Below are 17,342 nucleotides of genomic sequence, written 5' to 3' on the forward strand. Positions count from 1 at the left end.
TGTACTCACCCGAGAATCTCTCTCGCGGCTTTCCTCCGGGCGCTTCCCTTCGGTCTTGCGTTTCCGACTCTATCAGATCTTTTCTCGATCCGATTTCCTCGGTGCTTTCCAGGTTCACGCTTGCGCGTTTCCCTTTCCGGCGCTTCCGACTTTATCAGAGGTTCCGAGTCGGAATTTCCGCCCCGCTCCGGGGACAGTCTCCGGCACAGAGTGGCCGGGTTCCCGGGGGAGCGAGCCGTAAACGTACTGGAGCGGGGCGCCCCGATGCAAATCGAGGCGCCCCGCTCCAAGTCCGCGCGTACGAACGGTCGTACGCGGGTCAGACCTCCACGACGACCGGCAGGATCATCGGCCTGCGGCGGTACCTGTCGGAGACCCACTTGCCCAGCGTGCGGCGGATCAGCTGCTGCAGCTGGTGGGGTTCGACGACGCCGTCCTGGGCGGAGCGCTCCAGGACCTCGGTGATCTTCGGAAGGACGTCGACGAAGGCCGAGTCCTCGATTCCGGAGCCACGGGCCTGGACGTGCGGGCCACCCGTGATCTTTCCGGTGGAGGAGTCCACGACGACGAAGACCGAGATGATGCCCTCCTCGCCAAGGATCTTGCGGTCCTTCAGGGCCGGCTCGCCCACGTCGCCGACCGAGAGGCCGTCGACGTACACATAGCCGGCCTGGACCTTGCCGGAGATCTTCGCCTTGCCCTCGACGAGGTCGACGGCGACGCCGTCCTCGGCGATCACGATGCGGTCGTGCGGGACGCCGGTGAGGGCGCCCAGTTCGGCGTTGGCGCGCAGGTGGCGCCATTCGCCGTGGACCGGCATCAGGTTGCGCGGTCTGCAGATGTTGTAGAAGTACAGGAGCTCGCCCGCCGAGGCGTGGCCGGAGACGTGCACCTTGGCGTTGCCCTTGTGGACGACGTTGGCTCCCCAGCGGGTGAGGCCGTTGATGACGCGGTAGACCGCGTTCTCGTTGCCGGGGATCAGGGACGACGCCAGGATCACCGTGTCGCCGTCGACGATGCGGATCTGGTGGTCCCGGTTGGCCATGCGGGACAGGGCCGCCATCGGTTCGCCCTGCGAGCCCGTGCAGACGAGGACCACCTCGCTGTCCGGCAGGTCGTCGAGCGTCTTGACGTCGACGACGAGGCCCGGCGGGACACGCAGGTAGCCGAGGTCCCTCGCGATACCCATGTTGCGGACCATGGAGCGGCCGACGAAGGCGACCCGGCGGCCGTACTCGTGAGCGGCGTCCAGGATCTGCTGGATGCGGTGGACATGGCTGGCGAAGCTCGCCACGATGATCCGCTTGCGGGCGGACCCGAAGACCTGGCGCAGGACGTTGGAGATGTCGCGCTCGGGCGGCACGAAGCCGGGGACCTCGGCGTTCGTGGAGTCCGAGAGCAGGAGGTCGATGCCTTCCTCGCTCAGGCGTGCGAACGCGTGCAGGTCCGTGAGCCGGCCGTCCAGCGGGAGCTGGTCCATCTTGAAGTCACCGGTGTGCACGACCATGCCGGCGGGCGTGCGGATGGCGACCGCGAGCGCGTCCGGGATGGAGTGGTTGACCGCGACGAACTCGCAGTCGAAGGGACCGACACGCTCGCGATGGCCCTCGGCGACCTCGAGCGTGTAGGGCCGGATGCGGTGTTCCTGGAGCTTGGCCTCGATCAGGGCGAGGGTCAGCTTGGAGCCGATCAGCGGGATGTCCGGCTTCTCGCGGAGCAGGAAGGGGACACCGCCGATGTGGTCCTCGTGGCCGTGCGTGAGGACGATGCCCTCGATGTCGTCGAGGCGGTCCCGGACGGACGAGAAGTCCGGCAGGATCAGGTCGATTCCGGGCTGCTCCTCCTCGGGGAAGAGCACTCCGCAGTCGACGATCAGCAGGCGGCCGCCGTACTCGAAGACCGTCATGTTGCGGCCGATCTCACCGAGGCCGCCGAGTGGGGTGACCCGCAGGCCGCCTTCGGGAAGCGGCGGCGGCGAGCCGAGTTCAGGATGCGGATGACTCAAAAGACTCTCCTCACCACACGCGCCACGTACCGGTGGGCACGTGGCGCGCGTGACGTTCGTGCAGAAGCAGTTGTCGTTGTGGGGCGCGGGCACCGGTGGCCCGCTTATTCAGTTGTGAAGTCCCTACGCGCCCTGTCGGGCGAAGTCTGTTGTTAGAGCTGTACCCCGCCGGCGGCAAGATCGATCTTGAGTTGCTCGATCTCCTGCGGTGTGAGCTCGACCATGGGGGGCCGCAGCGGGCCGCCCGGCAGTGACTGCAGGGCGAGCGCGGCCTTGGTGGTCATGACGCCCTGGGTGCGGAACATGCCCGTGTAGACGGGGAGCAGCTTCTGGTGGATCTCGGTCGCCTTCTGGACGTCACCGCTGGTGTACGCCTCGACCAGCTGGCGCAGCTCGGGGGTGACCACGTGCCCGACGACGGAGACGAAGCCGACGGCGCCCACGGAGAGCAGCGGCAGGTTGAGCATGTCGTCACCGGAGTACCAGGCGAGGCCCGAGCGCGCGATGGCCCAGCTCGCCCGGCCGAGGTCGCCCTTGGCGTCCTTGTTGGCGACGATCCGCGGGTGCTCGGCGAGGCGGACCAGGGTCTCCGTGTTGATCGGGACGCCGCTGCGGCCGGGGATGTCGTAGAGCATGACCGGCAGCTCGGCGGCGTCGGCGACGGCCGTGAAGTGGCGGTACAGGCCCTCCTGCGGGGGCTTGTTGTAGTACGGCGTCACGACCAGCAGGCCGTGCGCGCCGGTGCGCTCCGCCGCGCGGGCCAGCTCGATGCTGTGGTGGGTGTCGTTCGTGCCGACGCCGGCGACGACGTGGGCGCGGTCGCCCACGGCCTCCAGGACGGCTCGTACGAAGTCCGTTTTCTCCGCGTCGCTGGTGGTCGGGGACTCGCCGGTGGTGCCGTTGACGATCAGGCCGTCGTTGCCTGCGTCCACCAGGTGCGTGGCGAGCCGCTGCGCGCCGTCGAGGTCGAGTGCGCCGTCCGCCGTGAAGGGCGTGACCATGGCGGTAAGGACCCGCCCGAAGGGGGTCTGCGGAGTGGAGGTCGGAGCCATGGGTTACACGCTACTCGTTGCTCAAGGCGCGGTCTGCCCTCGGGATGCGGGAAAAGTCTGGACAAAGATGGATCCCGGCACTGCCTGCTCGGGGGTTCAAGCAGTGCCGGGTCCGTTTGATCAGGCTAGATGAACTTCTCCGAATGCCGCAATACGGACATTTCGCCCGACTGACCCGTACATCTGTGCCTGGCAGGGACCGCCGGGCACTCCCGGAGAATCGCTCGGTGCGTTACGGCGCGACCCGGCCGTTGGCGTTGAAGGCGGCGTACGTGAGCGGCATGAGCCGGGCCCACTCCGCCTCCATCTTCTCGCCGACCATCTCGATCTCCCGCTGCGGGAAGGACGGGACCTGGGCCAGCTCGTGTTGGGTACGCAGACCGAGGAAGTGCATCAGCGAGCGGGCGTTGCACGTGGCGTACATCGAGGAGAACAGTCCGACCGGCAGCACGGCCCGCGCCACCTCACGGGCGACGCCCTCCGCGAGCAGCTTCTGGTAGGCGGCGTAGGCCTGCTGGTACGACTCGTCGAGCACACGGTGGACCGTGTCGTACTGCGCCGGCGTCCCCTCCACGAAGGTGTACTTGCCGGGGCGGCCCTCCTGGACCAGCTTCCGGGAGGTGTCGGGGACGTAGAACACGGGCTGGAGCTCGCGGTACCGACCCGACTCCTCGTTGTACGACCAGCCGACCCGGTGCCGCATGAACTCCCGGAAGACGAAGATCGGCGCGCTGATCAGGAACGTCATCGAGTTGTGCTCGAAGGGGCTGCCGTGCCGGTCCCTCATCAGGTAGTTGATCAGACCCTTCGAGCGCTCCGGGTCCTTCTGCAACTCGGCGAGGGACTGCTCGCCCTGGGTCGAGACACGAGCGGCGAACAGGACGTCCGAGTCGGAGGCGCTGGACTTCACCAGTTCGACCGTAACATCACCGCGCAGGGCGATGTCGGGGTGGGGGGCATCGGCGGAGGTCAAGAGGGTCCTTCCGGTCACGGCTTGGGTGGCGCCCACTCTACTCAGTGCCTTGAGCGAAGTTTTTCCCGGTAAGACGGCACTTCGTCGGGTACTCGCGCGTCTGTACTGATGACAGTCGTTCATCCGAACCCCAGGGTTCCCAGCGTCCTCGGAGAGGAGCACGACCCCGATGTTCCGTCGGCGTGAGCCCATACCCTTCGCCTTCGTCGCCGAAGCGGACCGGTTCCGCAGCAACGTCACTCCCCCACCCCGCCGCCGCGCGTCCGCCGGGCAGATCGCCGGGCGCTGGCTGTTCGGTCTCGGCATCGTGGCGGGGCTGGCCGGCTCCCTGGTGATCGGGACGCCGGCGCTGGAGCAGGATCACCTCTCGACGCCGACGCGGCAGTCACAGGCCTCCGACGGCCACTGAGCGGGCCCGCTCCTCGGACGGACCCCCAAGGGTGGTGGGCGCGGACACGGGTCGATAGCCTCACCGGGCACAGCCCATGCATGGATGAGCGAGGACCCAGCCGTGCCCCTGTCCTTCCTGACGGCCGACAGCGCCTTCGACACAGCCGACGACGTCGCGCTGCCGTTCGACGACCGCGACCGCTGGCGGCGGCCCTACCGCCCAGGTCCCTGGCGGGTGGGCGCGGCCGCGGTGTGGCTGCTGCTCGCCTCGTACGTGCTGTTCGCGGCGGTGATCATCGCCCTGACGGGTACGCCGTCCAGCGCCGCGGTGGTCTTCGGCATCGCGCTCGTCGTCATCGCCGTCGCCCTGCGGCTGCTGCGCATGGGCGTGTGGGTCAGCGCACACGGGCTGCGTCAGGTGCGCTTCCTGCACACCCGGACGCTCTCGTGGGACCGGGTGGCCGCCGTGCGGACGCTGCAGCAGCCGGTCCGCTGGCTGGGGCTGCCGCGCACGGTGCAGGGCCAGGCGCTGATCCTCGTACGCAAGGACCGCGCCGCCGACGACGTGCCGTACCTGCTGACCACGCACAACGCCGACTTCCTGGCGCGTTCCGGCGCCTTCGACCGGGCGGCGGACGCGGTGGAGGCCTGGGCGGCGGAGTACCGGCAGGGCTGAGCCGTTCGCTGGAATCAGGCCTGGACGGGCCCGCCCTCGTGGAGCGCGATCGCCCGCTGCATTGCCTTGCGGGCACGGGGCGTGTCGCGGGCGTCCTGATAGGCGACGGCCAGGCGGAACCAGGCACGCCAGTCGTCCGGCGCCGCCTCCGTCTCGGCCTTGCGCCGGGAGAAGACCTCGTCGGCCGAGTCACGGTCGATACGGCCGCTGGGCAGCCGCTTGAGCTCGTCGGCGGGCAGACCGCCCTCGGCGTCGAGTTCGGCGGCGAGCCGGTTGGCCCTGCGGACGAACTGCGTGTTCTTCCACAGGAACCACAGACCGATCACCGGCAGGACCAGCACCGCGACACCGAACGTGACGGTGAGAACCGTGCCTGTCCGAATGAGCAGCACGCCGCGGCTGCCGACCAGGACGAAGTAGAAGACCAGGACGGCGGCCGTGACGAGGTAGGAGAGTTTCGCGCGCATGAGGATCCGGCTCAGCCCAGGTCCAGGAAGTTTTCCAGGCCGAACGTGAGCCCCGGCGTGCTCACGACACGACGGGCGCCCAGCAGGATGCCCGGCATGAAGCTGCTGTGGTGCAGCGAGTCGTGCCGGACGGTGAGGGTCTCGCCCTCGCCGCCGAGCAGGACCTCCTGGTGCGCGAGCAGACCGCGCAGACGCACCGCGTGCACGGGCACGCCGTCCACGTCGGCGCCGCGCGCCCCCTCCAGGGCCGTGACCGTGGCGTCCGGCGCGGGCGCCGAGCCCGCCTTGGCGCGGGCCTCGGCGATGAGCTGGGCGGTGCGGGTCGCGGTGCCGCTGGGGGCGTCGACCTTGCCCGGATGGTGCAGCTCCACGACCTCGACGGACTCGAAGTAGGGCGCGGCGATCTGCGCGAACTTCATGGTGAGGACGGCCCCGAGGGAGAAGTTGGGCGCGATCAGCACGCCCGTCTCCGGGGACTGCTCCAGCCAGCCGCGCAACTGCGCGAGGCGCTCGTCGGTCCAGCCCGTCGTACCGACGACGGCGTGGATGCCGTGCCGTACGCAGAAGTCGAGGTTGCCCATGACCGAGGCGGGGGTGGTGAGTTCGACGGCGACCTCGGCGCCGGCCTCGGCCAGGGTCTCCAGCTTGTCGCCCCGGGAGAGGGCGGCGACCAGCTCCATGTCCTCGGCGGCCTCGACCGCCCGTACCGCCTCGGAGCCGATACGGCCCTTCGCGCCGAGTACCGCCACGCGCAGCTTGCTCATGTTCTTGCTTCCTTACCGATGACGGGTTCGGGGGTCAGGCGACGGCATCGTGCAGACGCGACGCCTGCTTGTCCTTCAGCGGGCCGATGACCGACAGCGAGGGCCGTTGCCCCAGGACGTCGCGCGCGACGGCGCGGACCTCGTCGGGGGTCACCGCCGCTATCCGGGCCAGCATGTCGTCGACGGACATCTGCTCGCCCCAGCACAGCTCGCTCTTGCCGATACGGTTCATCAGCGCGCCGGTGTCCTCCAGGCCGAGGACGGTGGATCCACGGAGCTGGCCTACGGCCCGGGCGATCTCCTCGTCGGACAGGCCGTGCTCGGCGACGTGGTCGAGTTCGTCGCGGCAGATCTTCAGCACGTCGTGCACCTGCGACGGACGGCAGCCGGCGTACACGCCGAACAGGCCGCAGTCGGCGAAGCCGGAGGTGTACGAGTAGACGCTGTAGGCCAGGCCGCGCTTCTCCCGCACCTCCTGGAAGAGGCGCGAGGACATGCCGCCGCCCAGGGCGGTGTTCAGCACGCCCAGGGACCAGCGGCGGTCATCCGTGCGTGCCAGACCCGGCATGCCGAGCACCACGTGGGCCTGCTCGGTCTTGCGGCCGATCAGCTCGACGCGGCCGGTGGCACGCAGGGCGCGGCGGCCGTCGCGCGGGGCGATGGGCTGGGCGGCGAGGTCCTTGAGGGCGCCCGCCTTCTCGAAGGCCGCGCGCACCAGGCGTACGACCTTGTTGTGGTCGACGTTGCCGGCGCAGGCGACCACGAGGTGTGTCGGGTCGTAGTGCTTCTTGTAGAAGCGGCGGATGCGGTCGGCGGTGAGGGCGTTGACGGTGTCGACCGTGCCGAGGACCGGGCGGCCGAGCGCGTTGTCGCCGAACATCGTGTGCGCGAACAGGTCGTGCACACAGTCGCCCGGGTCGTCCTCGGTCATCGCGATCTCTTCGAGGATCGCGCCGCGCTCGACGTTCACGTCCTCTTCGAGGATGAGCGAGCCGGTCAGCATGTCGCAGACGACGTCGATGGCGAGCGGCAGGTCGGCGTCGAGCACGCGCGCGTAGTAGCACGTGTACTCCTTCGCCGTGAACGCGTTCATCTCGCCGCCGACCGCGTCGAGCGCCGAGGAGATGTCCAGGGCGCTTCTGCGCTGCGTGCCCTTGAAGAGCAGATGCTCCAGGTAGTGCGTGGCGCCGTTCAGGGACGGCGTCTCGTCACGGGAGCCGACGTGCGCCCAGATGCCGAAGGTCGCGGAGCGCACGGAGGGCAGCGTCTCGGTGACGATGCGCAGGCCACCGGGGAGGGTGGTCTTGCGCACCGTACCGATGCCGCCCTCGCCCTTGATGAGGGTTTGGGTACGGGCGACGGCCCGCGCCTCCGAGGAGGAGCGGGCCGTCACCTGGGAGCCACGGGACGTCACTGGTCGGCGTCGTCCTTCTTGTCCTCGGATGCTTCCTCGCCCTCGATCACGGGGATCAGGGAGAGCTTGCCGCGGGAGTCGATCTCGGCGATCTCGACCTGGACCTTGTGGCCCACGCCGAGCACGTCCTCGACGTTCTCCACGCGCTTGCCGCCGGCCAGCTTGCGGATCTGCGAGATGTGCAGCAGACCGTCCTTGCCGGGCAGCAGGGAGACGAACGCGCCGAAGGTGGTCGTCTTGACGACCGTGCCCAGGTAGCGCTCGCCGACCTCGGGCATCGTCGGGTTGGCGATGCCGTTGATCGTGGCGCGGGCGGCCTCGGCGGCCGGGCCGTCGGCGGCACCGATGTAGATCGTGCCGTCGTCCTCGATCGTGATCTCGGCGCCGGTGTCCTCCTGGATCTGGTTGATCATCTTGCCCTTGGGGCCGATGACCTCACCGATCTTGTCGACCGGGATCTTCACGGTGATGATCCGCGGCGCGTTCGGGGACATCTCGTCGGGCCGGTCGATGGCCTCCATCATCACGTCGAGGATGTGGAGACGCGCGTCCCGGGCCTGCTTGAGGGCGGCGGCGAGCACGGAGGCCGGGATGCCGTCCAGCTTGGTGTCCAGCTGGAGGGCGGTCACGAACTCCTTGGTGCCGGCGACCTTGAAGTCCATGTCGCCGAAGGCGTCCTCCGCACCGAGGATGTCGGTGAGGGTGACGTAGTGCGTCTCGCCCTCGATGTCCTGGGAGATCAGGCCCATGGCGATACCGGCGACGGGGGCCTTCAGCGGCACACCGGCGTTCAGCAGCGACATGGTGGAGGCGCAGACCGAGCCCATGGACGTCGAGCCGTTGGAGCTCAGCGCCTCGGAGACCTGGCGGATCGCGTAGGGGAACTCCTCGCGCGTCGGCAGGACCGGCACCAGGGCGCGCTCGGCGAGGGCGCCGTGGCCGATCTCGCGGCGCTTCGGGGAGCCGACGCGGCCGGTCTCGCCGGTGGAGTACGGCGGGAAGTTGTAGTTGTGCATGTAGCGCTTGCGGGTCACCGGGGAGAGGGTGTCCAGCTGCTGCTCCATGCGGAGCATGTTCAGGGTGGTGACGCCCAGGATCTGGGTCTCGCCACGCTCGAACACCGCGGAACCGTGCACGCGCGGGATGGCCTCGACCTCGGCGGCGAGCGTACGGATGTCCGTGACGCCGCGGCCGTCGATGCGCTTCTTCTCCTTGATCACGCGCTCGCGGACCAGCTGCTTGGTGAGCGAGCGGTACGCGGCGGAGATCTCCTTCTCGCGGCCCTCGAACTCCGGCAGGAGCTTCTCGGCGGCGAGGGTCTTCACGCGGTCCAGCTCGGACTCGCGCTCCTGCTTGCCGGCGATGGTGAGCGCCTGGGCGAGCTCGGGCCTGACCGCGGCGGAGAGCGCCTCCAGGACGTCGTCCTGGTAGTCGAGGAAGATCGGGAACTCGCCGGTCGGCTTGGCGGCCTTGGCGGCGAGGTCGGACTGCGCCTTGCACAGGACCTTGATGAAGGGCTTCGCGGCCTCCAGACCGGCGGCGACGACCTCCTCGGTCGGCGCCTCGGCGCCGCCCTCGACCAGCTTGATGGTCTTCTCGGTGGCCTCGGCCTCGACCATCATGATCGCGACGTCGCCGTCCTCCAGGACGCGGCCCGCGACGACCATGTCGAAGACGGCGTCCTCGAGCTCGGTGTGCGTCGGGAAGGCCACCCACTGGCCGCGGATCAGCGCGACGCGGACGCCGCCGATCGGGCCGGAGAAGGGCAGGCCGGCCAGCTGCGTGGACGCGGAGGCGGCGTTGATCGCCACGACGTCGTACAGGTGGTCGGGGTTGAGCGCCATGATCGTGGCGACGACCTGGATCTCGTTGCGCAGGCCCTTCTTGAAGGACGGGCGCAGCGGGCGGTCGATGAGGCGGCAGGTGAGGATCGCGTCCTCGGAGGGCCGGCCCTCACGGCGGAAGAAGCTGCCGGGGATCTTGCCGGCGGCGTACATCCGCTCCTCGACGTCCACCGTGAGGGGGAAGAAGTCGAGCTGGTCCTTGGGGTTCTTGGAGGCGGTGGTGGCCGACAGCACCATGGTGTCGTCGTCCAGGTACGCCACGGCGGAGCCGGCGGCCTGCTTGGCCAGGCGGCCCGTCTCGAAGCGGATGGTGCGGGTGCCGAACGCGCCGTTGTCGATAACGGCCTCGGCGTAGTGGGTCTCGTTCTCCACTAGCGTTTTCTCCTCGTCTTCGTCCCTCCTCGCCCGTGTGGCGGGGGGACGGTGGCGGAGAAGCGCTCCGTCTGGTGCGGGCCGGTCTTCGATCGAAGCACCCGGGTCACTTCCCCCGGGGGCCACTACCGAGGACCGGCGGCGGCGCGGTGCGCTCCTCCTCGTTCGTCTTGTGTGATCTCGCCTACCCCGGTGGGCGGGCGGATTCACGCTGCGTCGTGCCTGCAGCGTCGTGCGTACAGCGGTCGTGCGTCGTGCTTACAGCGGTCGTGCGTACAACGGTCGTGCGTCATGCGTTGTGCTACCACACTACAAAGGGGTGGTGACACTCCGCACGTACAGCAAAGGGAGCGGCCCCCTGGTCGTGGGAACCGCTCCCTTCACGGTGTCTTACTTGGCGCCCGCCGCACCGCGGCGGATGCCGAGGCGGTCGACCAGCGCACGGAAGCGCTGGATGTCCTTCTTGGCGAGGTACTGCAGCAGCCGGCGGCGCTGACCGACCAGGATCAGCAGACCACGACGGGAGTGGTGGTCGTGCTTGTGGGTCTTGAGGTGCTCGGTCAGGTCGGAGATCCGACGGGACAGCAGAGCGACCTGGACCTCGGGGGTGCCGGTGTCACCCTCCTTGGTACCGAACTCGGAGATGATCTGCTTCTTCGTAGCGGCGTCGAGCGACACGCGTACTCCTCATAGTCTGTGACAGGCCACCGAGTGCCCCCGGTCTGCGTCTCGGGGAAGCTTCCATGACTCGGAAGGCGGGATCCGCTGGGCGCGGCCACCAGGGCCCAAGGCTCCGGGGCGCGTACACAAACGGCCGTCAGCCAGGGTACCAGCTGGTGAGGACCGCTCCGCCCACGGTCGGCGAACCACCCTGACGGCGAGGGAGCGGCCACTAGGGTGAACGGTCGGATCGTCGTCGGTACGTGTACGTCGGGAAGGGGTCGCTGCGCAATGGCGGAGACGGAAGCGGAGATCAAGGCGCGCAAGGAGCGGGAGCGGGACGAGCTGTACGCGCTCGACATCTCGGACGTCGAATGGCTCAGCGCGCCGGGCACCGAGGAGCAGGAGGAACGGGTGGAGATCGCCTACCTGCCGGACGGCGCCGTGGCCATGCGCTCGTCGCTCGACCCCGGGACCGTACTGCGGTACACGGAGGCGGAGTGGCGGGCGTTCGTGCTGGGGGCCCGGGACGGGGAGTTCGATCTGGAGGGGGCGCCGGGGGGTGTGGGGGGCGGGGAGCAGTAGCGCGGTTCGGGGGCGCCGGGCGGTTTCGGGGCGGTCAGGGGGTGCTGGGCATGGTGGGCGTGGTGCTTTCGATGCCGGGGACCCTTGCGCCGTGAGCCGTTCGTGGTCGGCTTACGGCGTCGCGTCCAGCTCACCGTCGGCTCCCCGGCGCTGCGCTCGACTCCTCGTCGGCTTCCGGCGGCGCGTTCAGCTCGTCATCGCTCGGGCGGCCGCGTAGACGTCGAAGACGGCGAGCGCCAGCGGGACCAGGGTCAGCAGGACGAAGCCCTCGGCGATCTCCGTGAAGCGGCCCCAGAACGGGGTGACGCCGCCCCGCGAGGCGGACAGGCCGATCGCGGTGACGACGGCGGTGACCGCCGCGATCGCGGCGACGAGCCAGATCGTCCGGATGTCCAGGTCGGTGCGGTCACCCGTGAGCGCGTCGCGGAACGCGGAGACGGGCGGATTGAGCGCCAGGCCGGTCCCGAGCAGCACGAGGGAACCGAGACCGGCGACGAGCAAGGGCACGACCTGGGCGGTGTATCGGAAGAGCTGCGCGCGCATCAGCAGGGCGACACCGACGGCCAGCGCGAGCAACTGCGCCCAGACGCCCTCGGAGAAGCCGAGGACGGCGCAGGAGCCGACGGCGAGCAGCGCGCAGCCGCCGACGAGGCCGACCAGGAGTTCGTGGCCGCGGCGAGCCTGGGCGGTGATCCGTTCGAGGTCGACCGGCTCCTGAGGGGCCGGATCGGCGCCGTAGGCGCTGCGCGGAGCGGAGGCCTGGGCGTCGAAGCCGATGGGCAGCCGGGCGAAGCGCAGGGACAGACCGGGCAGGAAGGCGAGCGCGCCCACCGCCACGGGAGCGCACAGGGCGGCGATCTCGGACGGCGTCCAGTGCGCGAGCACGCCCGCGAACACGGCGCACAGTGCCATGCCGGACGCGACGAGACAGGCGACGAACGGACCGTCCCCGGCCGGCGAGCACAGGGTGAGAAGCACCGCGGCGAGCAGCACCGCGGCGCAGGCCAGGAGGAACTGGAGCTTGCCGACGCCCTGTCCGTCGGCGAGCGGGAGCAGTCCGGAGCCGGCCACCCCGACGTTCGGCAGTGCGCCGAGCCCCAGGGCAAGGGCCGAGGACCGGTCGTCGTAGACACGGGCCCGTACGCAGGCGAGGGCGACCAGGAGGACACCGGCGACGGCGGCGAGGACGCCGGGCAGGCCGTGCATGTCGTGGCGGGGGTCACCCGTCCAGGCCACGAAGGCGAGCAGGGCGGGCAGGACGGCACCGCCGACGAGGCCCGCGGTGCGGGTCAGGTCGGAGCCCCACAAGGTGTGTTCACGGGTCACGGCCGAGGCGACCGCCTCTGACACGTCGTCGTGGACGGCGGGGGGCAGTGATGCGGAGAAGGGCCGCAGCGAGAGCAGTTCGCCCTCGAGGATCTGCTGGGCGGCGAACGAGCGTGAGCCGTCGAGGACCCTGCCGTCCCGGCGTACGAGGTGGTAACCGACCGGCGCGCCCTCGGCGGGGCGCTGCCGGGAGAGCCTGAGGATCTCGGGGTACAGGTCCACGACCGGCACGTCGTCGGGCAGGGCCACGTCGATCCTGCTGTCGGGCGCGACGATCGTGACCCGGCAGAAGCCGAGCCCGTTTCCGGGCGCGGTCCCCGTTCCGGATCCTCCTGCGGTGGTTGCCCCCGAGGCCGTGATGCTCACCTGCTGCTCCCCCCTGCGTGATGGTTCCGCGTCAGCGGCGTGAAGAAGTTGCGCCGGTTCGCGCGCGGCGTGGAACGCGGGTCCGGCCGCACGGTCGAACTGCCGCAGCCGAATGCCGAACAGTGCGGTATGTCCGCTCTCCCCGGGCCCGCAGCGCATGTGCTCACGCGAACATCCGGCACCTTACCGCCCCCTCGTCGCACCAGAAGTCAGTAGGATCACGCGGCGGCCCGCGTCCGCCTGACACGGGGTGGCGGACGGTACTTGCCGGGGCCGGCAAGGGAATTGGTGAGCAGTGAGCCACATCGTCGTGAAGCGGCCGCCTCGGTCGCTGCCGTCCGAGGTGCCCACGGGCGACATCGCCGTGCAGCCTCCGCCCGAGCTGCCACGGGGGCATCAGGAGAGCGTGCTGATGCAACTCCTGCCCACGCTCGGCATGGGCGGCTCGGTGGTCTTCTTCTTCACGAGCGGGCAACCGTTCATGAGGATCATGGGCATGGTCATGATCGCCTCGACCATCGCCATGTCCGTCGCGATGGTGGTGCGCTTCCGCCGGGGCAACCAGGGGCAGTTGGCGGACCTGCGCCGCGACTACCTGGGATACCTGACCCAGGTCCGTGGCACCACGCTGACCACCGCGCGAGCCCAACGCGACGCGCAGTACTTCCTCCACCCCTCCCCCGAACAACTGTGGGCGCTGGTCGCCGAGGGCAGTCGGGTGTGGGAACGGCGGCCCGGGGACGAGGACTTCGCACAGGTACGCATCGGCCTCGGACCCCAGGCGCTGGCTTCCGCCCTCGTCGCCCCGGAGACCGGGCCCGCCGAGCAGTTGGAGCCCTTGACGGCCGGTGCCCTGCGGCGTTTCCTCGCTGCCCACAGCACCCTGGACGACCTTCCGATGGCCGTCTCTCTGCGCGCCTTCTACCACGTGACGATCAGCGGCGATCCGCAGTCCGTACGCTCGTCCGCCCGGGGCGTGACCGGTTCGCTGGCGGCGTTGCACTCCCCCGAGGATCTGGTCCTCGTCGTCGTGACGGGTCCGGACGAGTTGACGCACTGGGAGTGGGCCAAGTGGCTGCCGCACTGCCAGGCACCGGACGCCGTGGACGGCGCGGGCAGCCGTCGCCTCATCGGCACCGACGCACGCGAACTGGAGAACCTGATCGCGACCCGGCTCAATGGCCGTCCCCGTTTCCATCCGAACGCCGCGCACCTGCCGGACGAGCCCCACATCGTCGTCGTCCTCGACGGCGTTTCCCTGCCGCCGGATTCGCTTCTCGCCAACCCCGAGGGTCTGCAGGGGGTTTCGATTCTCGAAGTGGTCCCCAGTTTGGGCGGCTCGGGTGGCTCGGGTGGCTTGGGTGGCTCGGGTGGCGACCTCGCCGTCGTGGTGGGACCGGGCATGCTGCGTCTGGAGTCGGTGCACGGCGCCGTCTACGAGGGGACGCCCGACACCCTGCCGTACGAGTCCGCCGAGGTCCTGGCCAGACAACTGGCCCCGCTGCGAATGGCCTCCGGTGGGGACGACGACGAACCGCTGCTGGCCAACCTGGAGTTCACCGATCTGCTGAACCTCGGCGACGCGGCGTCCGTCGACACCCGGCGCACCTGGCGGCAGCGTTCGCTCGCCGAGCGGCTGCGGGTGCCGATCGGCGTGGGCGAGGACGGTCGCCCCGTGATGCTCGACCTCAAGGAGGCGGCCCAGGAGGGCATGGGCCCGCACGGGCTGTGCGTCGGCGCGACCGGCTCCGGCAAGTCCGAACTGCTGCGCACGCTGGTGCTGGGCCTTGCGGTCACCCACTCCTCGGAGACGCTGAACTTCGTGCTCGCCGACTTCAAGGGCGGCGCGACCTTCGCCGGAATGGCGCGGATGCCGCACGTCGCGGCCGTGATCACCAACCTCGCGGACGACCTGACCCTGGTCGACCGCATGGGCGACTCCATCCGCGGCGAGCTCAACCGCCGACAGGAGATGCTGCGGGACGCGGGCAAATACGCCAACATCCACGACTACGAGAAGGCCCGGGCGGCGGGTGCGCCCCTGCAGCCCATCCCCTCCCTGGTGCTGGTGATCGACGAGTTCAGCGAGCTGCTGACGGCGAAGCCGGACTTCATCGAGATGTTCGTGCAGATCGGCCGTATCGGCCGCTCGCTCGGCGTGCACCTGCTGCTGGCTTCGCAGCGCCTGGAGGAGGGCAGGCTGCGCGGGCTGGAGACCTACCTGTCGTACCGCATCGGTCTGCGTACCTTCTCGGCGGCGGAGTCACGCGCGGCGCTGGGTGTGCCCGACGCCTACGAACTGCCGAACGTGCCGGGTTCCGGCTTCCTGAAGTTCGGCACGGACGAGATGCTGCGGTTCAAGGCGGCGTACGTCTCCGGGGTGTACCGGTCGGGCGGGCAGCGGGCGGCCCTGACCGGCGGCCCCCTGCCGGTGGACCGGCGGCCGGTGCTGTTCACGGCGGCCGAGGTGCCGGTGCGGTACGTCCAGGTGCCCCGGCAGAGGTCGGCCGGGGACGAGCCGGAGGTCGACGAGGCCCTCGCGGACACGGTGCTCGACGTGATCGTGCGCCGGCTCGAGGCGCAGGGTCCTGCGGCCCACCAGGTGTGGCTGCCGCCGCTGGACAGCCCGCCCTCGCTCGACGCGCTCCTGCCCGGGCTCACGGCGGTGCCGGACCGGGGTCTCACCCAGCCCGGCTACGAGGGCGCGGGCCGCCTGGTCGTGCCGGTCGGCCTGGTGGACAAGCCGTACGAGCAGCGCCGCGACGCCCTCTGGGCGGACTTCTCCGGCGCGGCCGGCCACATGCAGATCATCGGCGGCCCGCAGTCCGGCAAGTCGACCCTGCTGCGCGCACTGATCTGTTCCTTCGCGCTGACCCACACGCCGTACGAGGTCCAGTTCTACGGCCTCGACTTCGGCGGCGGCGGGATGGCGGCGGCGGCCGGACTGCCGCACGTCGGCGGCGTGGCCTCACGTCTCGATCCGGAGCGGGTGCGGCGCACCGTGGCCGAGGTGTACGGCGTGCTGACCCGCCGCGAGGAGTACTTCCGCTCGGCCGGGATCCCGTCGATCGCCGACTTCCGGACCCGCCGGGCACGGGGCGAGATCTCGGTCACGGACCAGCCCTGGGGCGACGTCTTCCTCGTCATCGACGGCTGGGGCAACTTCAAGTCGGACCACGAGACGTTGGAGCCGATCGTCCTGGAGATGGCGGCGCGCGGCCTCGGCTACGGCATCCATGTCGTCCTGACGGCGTCACGGTCGATGGAGGTCCGGGCGAACCTCAAGGACCACCTGATGAACCGGTTGGAGCTGCGCCTCGGCGACACCATGGACTCCGAGCTGGACCGCAAGGTGGCCGCCAATGTGCCGGCGGGGGTTCCGGGGCGAGGTCAGTCGCCGCAAAAACTGCACTTCATGGCGGCGGTGCCGCGGATCGACGGGCTCACCTCGGACACGGACCTCGCCGACGCCACGCAGGCGCTGGCCGCGGAGGTCGCGCGCCACTGGCAGGCGCCGCCCGCGCCTGAAGTACGGCTGCTGCCACGTGAGTTCCCGGCCGCCGAGTTGCCTGCGGGCAACCGTTTCCCGGGGCGCGGCGTCGCCTTCGCCCTCGACGAGGACAACCTCGAGCCCGTCTTCGTCGACTTCGAGCAGGACCCGTTCTTCCTGGTCTTCGGCGAGAGCGAGTCGGGCAAGTCGAACCTGCTGCGGCTGCTGATCCAGCAGCTGACGGAACGCTACTCGGGCGAGGAGTGCAAGCTGTTCGTGGTGGACAACCGGCGGTCGCTGCTGGGCGCCACCCCGGACTCGCACCTGGCCGAGTACATTCCCATGTCCAACGCCATGGACCACCACATGGCGGCCCTGGCCGACCTGATGAAGCGCCGATCGCCGACGGGCGACGTGACCGCACAGCAGTTGCGGGACCGGAGCTGGTGGCAGGGGCCCAAGGTGTACGTCGTCGTCGACGACTACGACCTGGTGTCGACGTCGAGCGGGAATCCGCTGTCCGGGCTCACCGAACTCCTCCCCTTCGCCCGCGACGTCGGCGTCCGCTTCATCATCGCCCGCTCGACGGCCGGCGCGGGTCGGTCCTCTTACGAGGCGTTCATGCAGCGGATCAAGGAGTTGGGGGCGCAGGGGGTGGTGCTGGCGGGCGACCCCGGAGAGGGAGACCTCCTCGGCGGGGTACGGCCCCGGCCGATGCCTGCGGGGCGGGGGGTGTTCGTGTCCCGGCGGCGGGGGAGGCCGTTGGTGCAGGTCGGGTTGGTGCCAGAAGGGGCGTACTGAGGTATGGGGTGCGCGGAGCGCCGCACCGCCGTGTCGAACCCTGCAGCGGTGCGTTGTGGAAATGGGGGCGAGGTGCGTGCACCCCATTGCATCGGGCCCGCAGGTCCGACCTGTTGGTAGCTTGGCGGAACGGTCCCGTCCGGGAGGACGGGGCTTC

Annotated in this window: 13 protein-coding genes; 4 read left to right on the forward strand and 9 right to left on the reverse strand. The window is 70.0% G+C overall.

The genetic code is table 11. From position 1 onward, the window contains the following. Positions 1–319: 319 nt before the first annotated feature. From ACZ7LV_RS38145 to thyX, 3 genes are all read right to left on the reverse strand, one after another. On the reverse strand, positions 320–2,005 hold the full coding sequence (locus tag ACZ7LV_RS38145) for a ribonuclease J (RefSeq protein ID WP_471945961.1): 1,686 nt from the start codon (positions 2,003–2,005) through the stop codon (positions 320–322). Positions 2,006–2,157: 152 nt separating this feature from the next. Continuing rightward, entirely contained in the window at positions 2,158–3,057 is a 900-nt protein-coding gene (gene dapA, locus ACZ7LV_RS38150; protein ID WP_471945962.1) for a 4-hydroxy-tetrahydrodipicolinate synthase, read from the reverse strand. Between the two features lie 232 nt (positions 3,058–3,289). Beyond that, positions 3,290–4,030: an FAD-dependent thymidylate synthase gene (gene thyX, locus ACZ7LV_RS38155; RefSeq protein WP_471945963.1), complete on the reverse strand. Its 741-nt coding sequence runs from the start codon at positions 4,028–4,030 to the stop codon at positions 3,290–3,292. Between the two features lie 169 nt (positions 4,031–4,199). Between thyX and ACZ7LV_RS38160 the strand changes: the two genes are divergently transcribed. Together ACZ7LV_RS38160 and ACZ7LV_RS38165 are read left to right on the forward strand one after the other, a co-directional pair. Continuing rightward, the gene (locus tag ACZ7LV_RS38160; RefSeq protein ID WP_471945964.1) at positions 4,200–4,439 is read left to right on the forward strand and encodes a hypothetical protein; all 240 of its coding nucleotides are present in this window, start codon (positions 4,200–4,202) and stop codon (positions 4,437–4,439) included. 102 nt (positions 4,440–4,541) lie between these two features. Beyond that, complete coding sequence (locus tag ACZ7LV_RS38165; protein WP_471945994.1) at positions 4,542–5,096, forward strand: hypothetical protein; 555 nt, start codon at positions 4,542–4,544, stop codon at positions 5,094–5,096. 14 nt (positions 5,097–5,110) lie between these two features. On the opposite strand, the gene ACZ7LV_RS38170 is transcribed toward ACZ7LV_RS38165, so the two are convergent. The 5 genes from ACZ7LV_RS38170 to rpsO all read right to left on the reverse strand — a co-directional run bounded on the left by ACZ7LV_RS38170 (position 5,111) and on the right by rpsO (position 10,635). Further along, positions 5,111–5,563 carry a hypothetical protein gene (locus ACZ7LV_RS38170; RefSeq protein ID WP_471945965.1) on the reverse strand — a complete coding sequence of 151 codons (453 nt, stop codon included), beginning with the start codon at positions 5,561–5,563 and terminating at the stop codon, positions 5,111–5,113. Positions 5,564–5,574: 11 nt separating this feature from the next. Next, the gene (dapB, locus tag ACZ7LV_RS38175) at positions 5,575–6,327 is read right to left on the reverse strand and encodes a 4-hydroxy-tetrahydrodipicolinate reductase (RefSeq protein WP_471945966.1); all 753 of its coding nucleotides are present in this window, start codon (positions 6,325–6,327) and stop codon (positions 5,575–5,577) included. A gap of 34 nt (positions 6,328–6,361) precedes the next feature. After that, positions 6,362–7,741 (reverse strand): M16 family metallopeptidase, encoded by a 1,380-nt coding sequence (locus tag ACZ7LV_RS38180; RefSeq protein WP_471945967.1) that lies wholly within the window; start codon positions 7,739–7,741, stop codon positions 6,362–6,364. After that, on the reverse strand, positions 7,738–9,957 hold the full coding sequence (locus tag ACZ7LV_RS38185) for a polyribonucleotide nucleotidyltransferase (protein WP_471945968.1): 2,220 nt from the start codon (positions 9,955–9,957) through the stop codon (positions 7,738–7,740). The genes ACZ7LV_RS38180 and ACZ7LV_RS38185 overlap by 4 nt, the downstream gene beginning before the upstream one ends. Before the next feature lie 390 nt (positions 9,958–10,347). After that, on the reverse strand, positions 10,348–10,635 hold the full coding sequence (gene rpsO, locus ACZ7LV_RS38190; protein WP_053763275.1) for a 30S ribosomal protein S15: 288 nt from the start codon (positions 10,633–10,635) through the stop codon (positions 10,348–10,350). A gap of 273 nt (positions 10,636–10,908) precedes the next feature. Between rpsO and ACZ7LV_RS38195 the strand changes: the two genes are divergently transcribed. Continuing rightward, positions 10,909–11,202, forward strand: a complete 294-nt coding sequence (locus ACZ7LV_RS38195; protein WP_471945969.1) for a DUF397 domain-containing protein — start codon at positions 10,909–10,911, stop codon at positions 11,200–11,202. A gap of 186 nt (positions 11,203–11,388) precedes the next feature. On the opposite strand, the gene eccD is transcribed toward ACZ7LV_RS38195, so the two are convergent. Next, a complete protein-coding gene (eccD, locus tag ACZ7LV_RS38200; RefSeq protein WP_471945970.1) occupies positions 11,389–12,894 on the reverse strand; it encodes a type VII secretion integral membrane protein EccD in 1,506 nt (501 codons plus the stop codon). A 295-nt stretch (positions 12,895–13,189) separates the two neighbouring features. Here eccD and eccCa point away from each other — a divergent pair, with 295 nt between their 5' ends. Then, entirely contained in the window at positions 13,190–17,185 is a 3,996-nt protein-coding gene (eccCa, locus tag ACZ7LV_RS38205) for a type VII secretion protein EccCa (protein WP_471945971.1), read from the forward strand. Positions 17,186–17,342 lie beyond the last annotated feature (157 nt).

It is taken from the genome of Streptomyces sp. NPDC107562, from assembly GCF_055657325.1.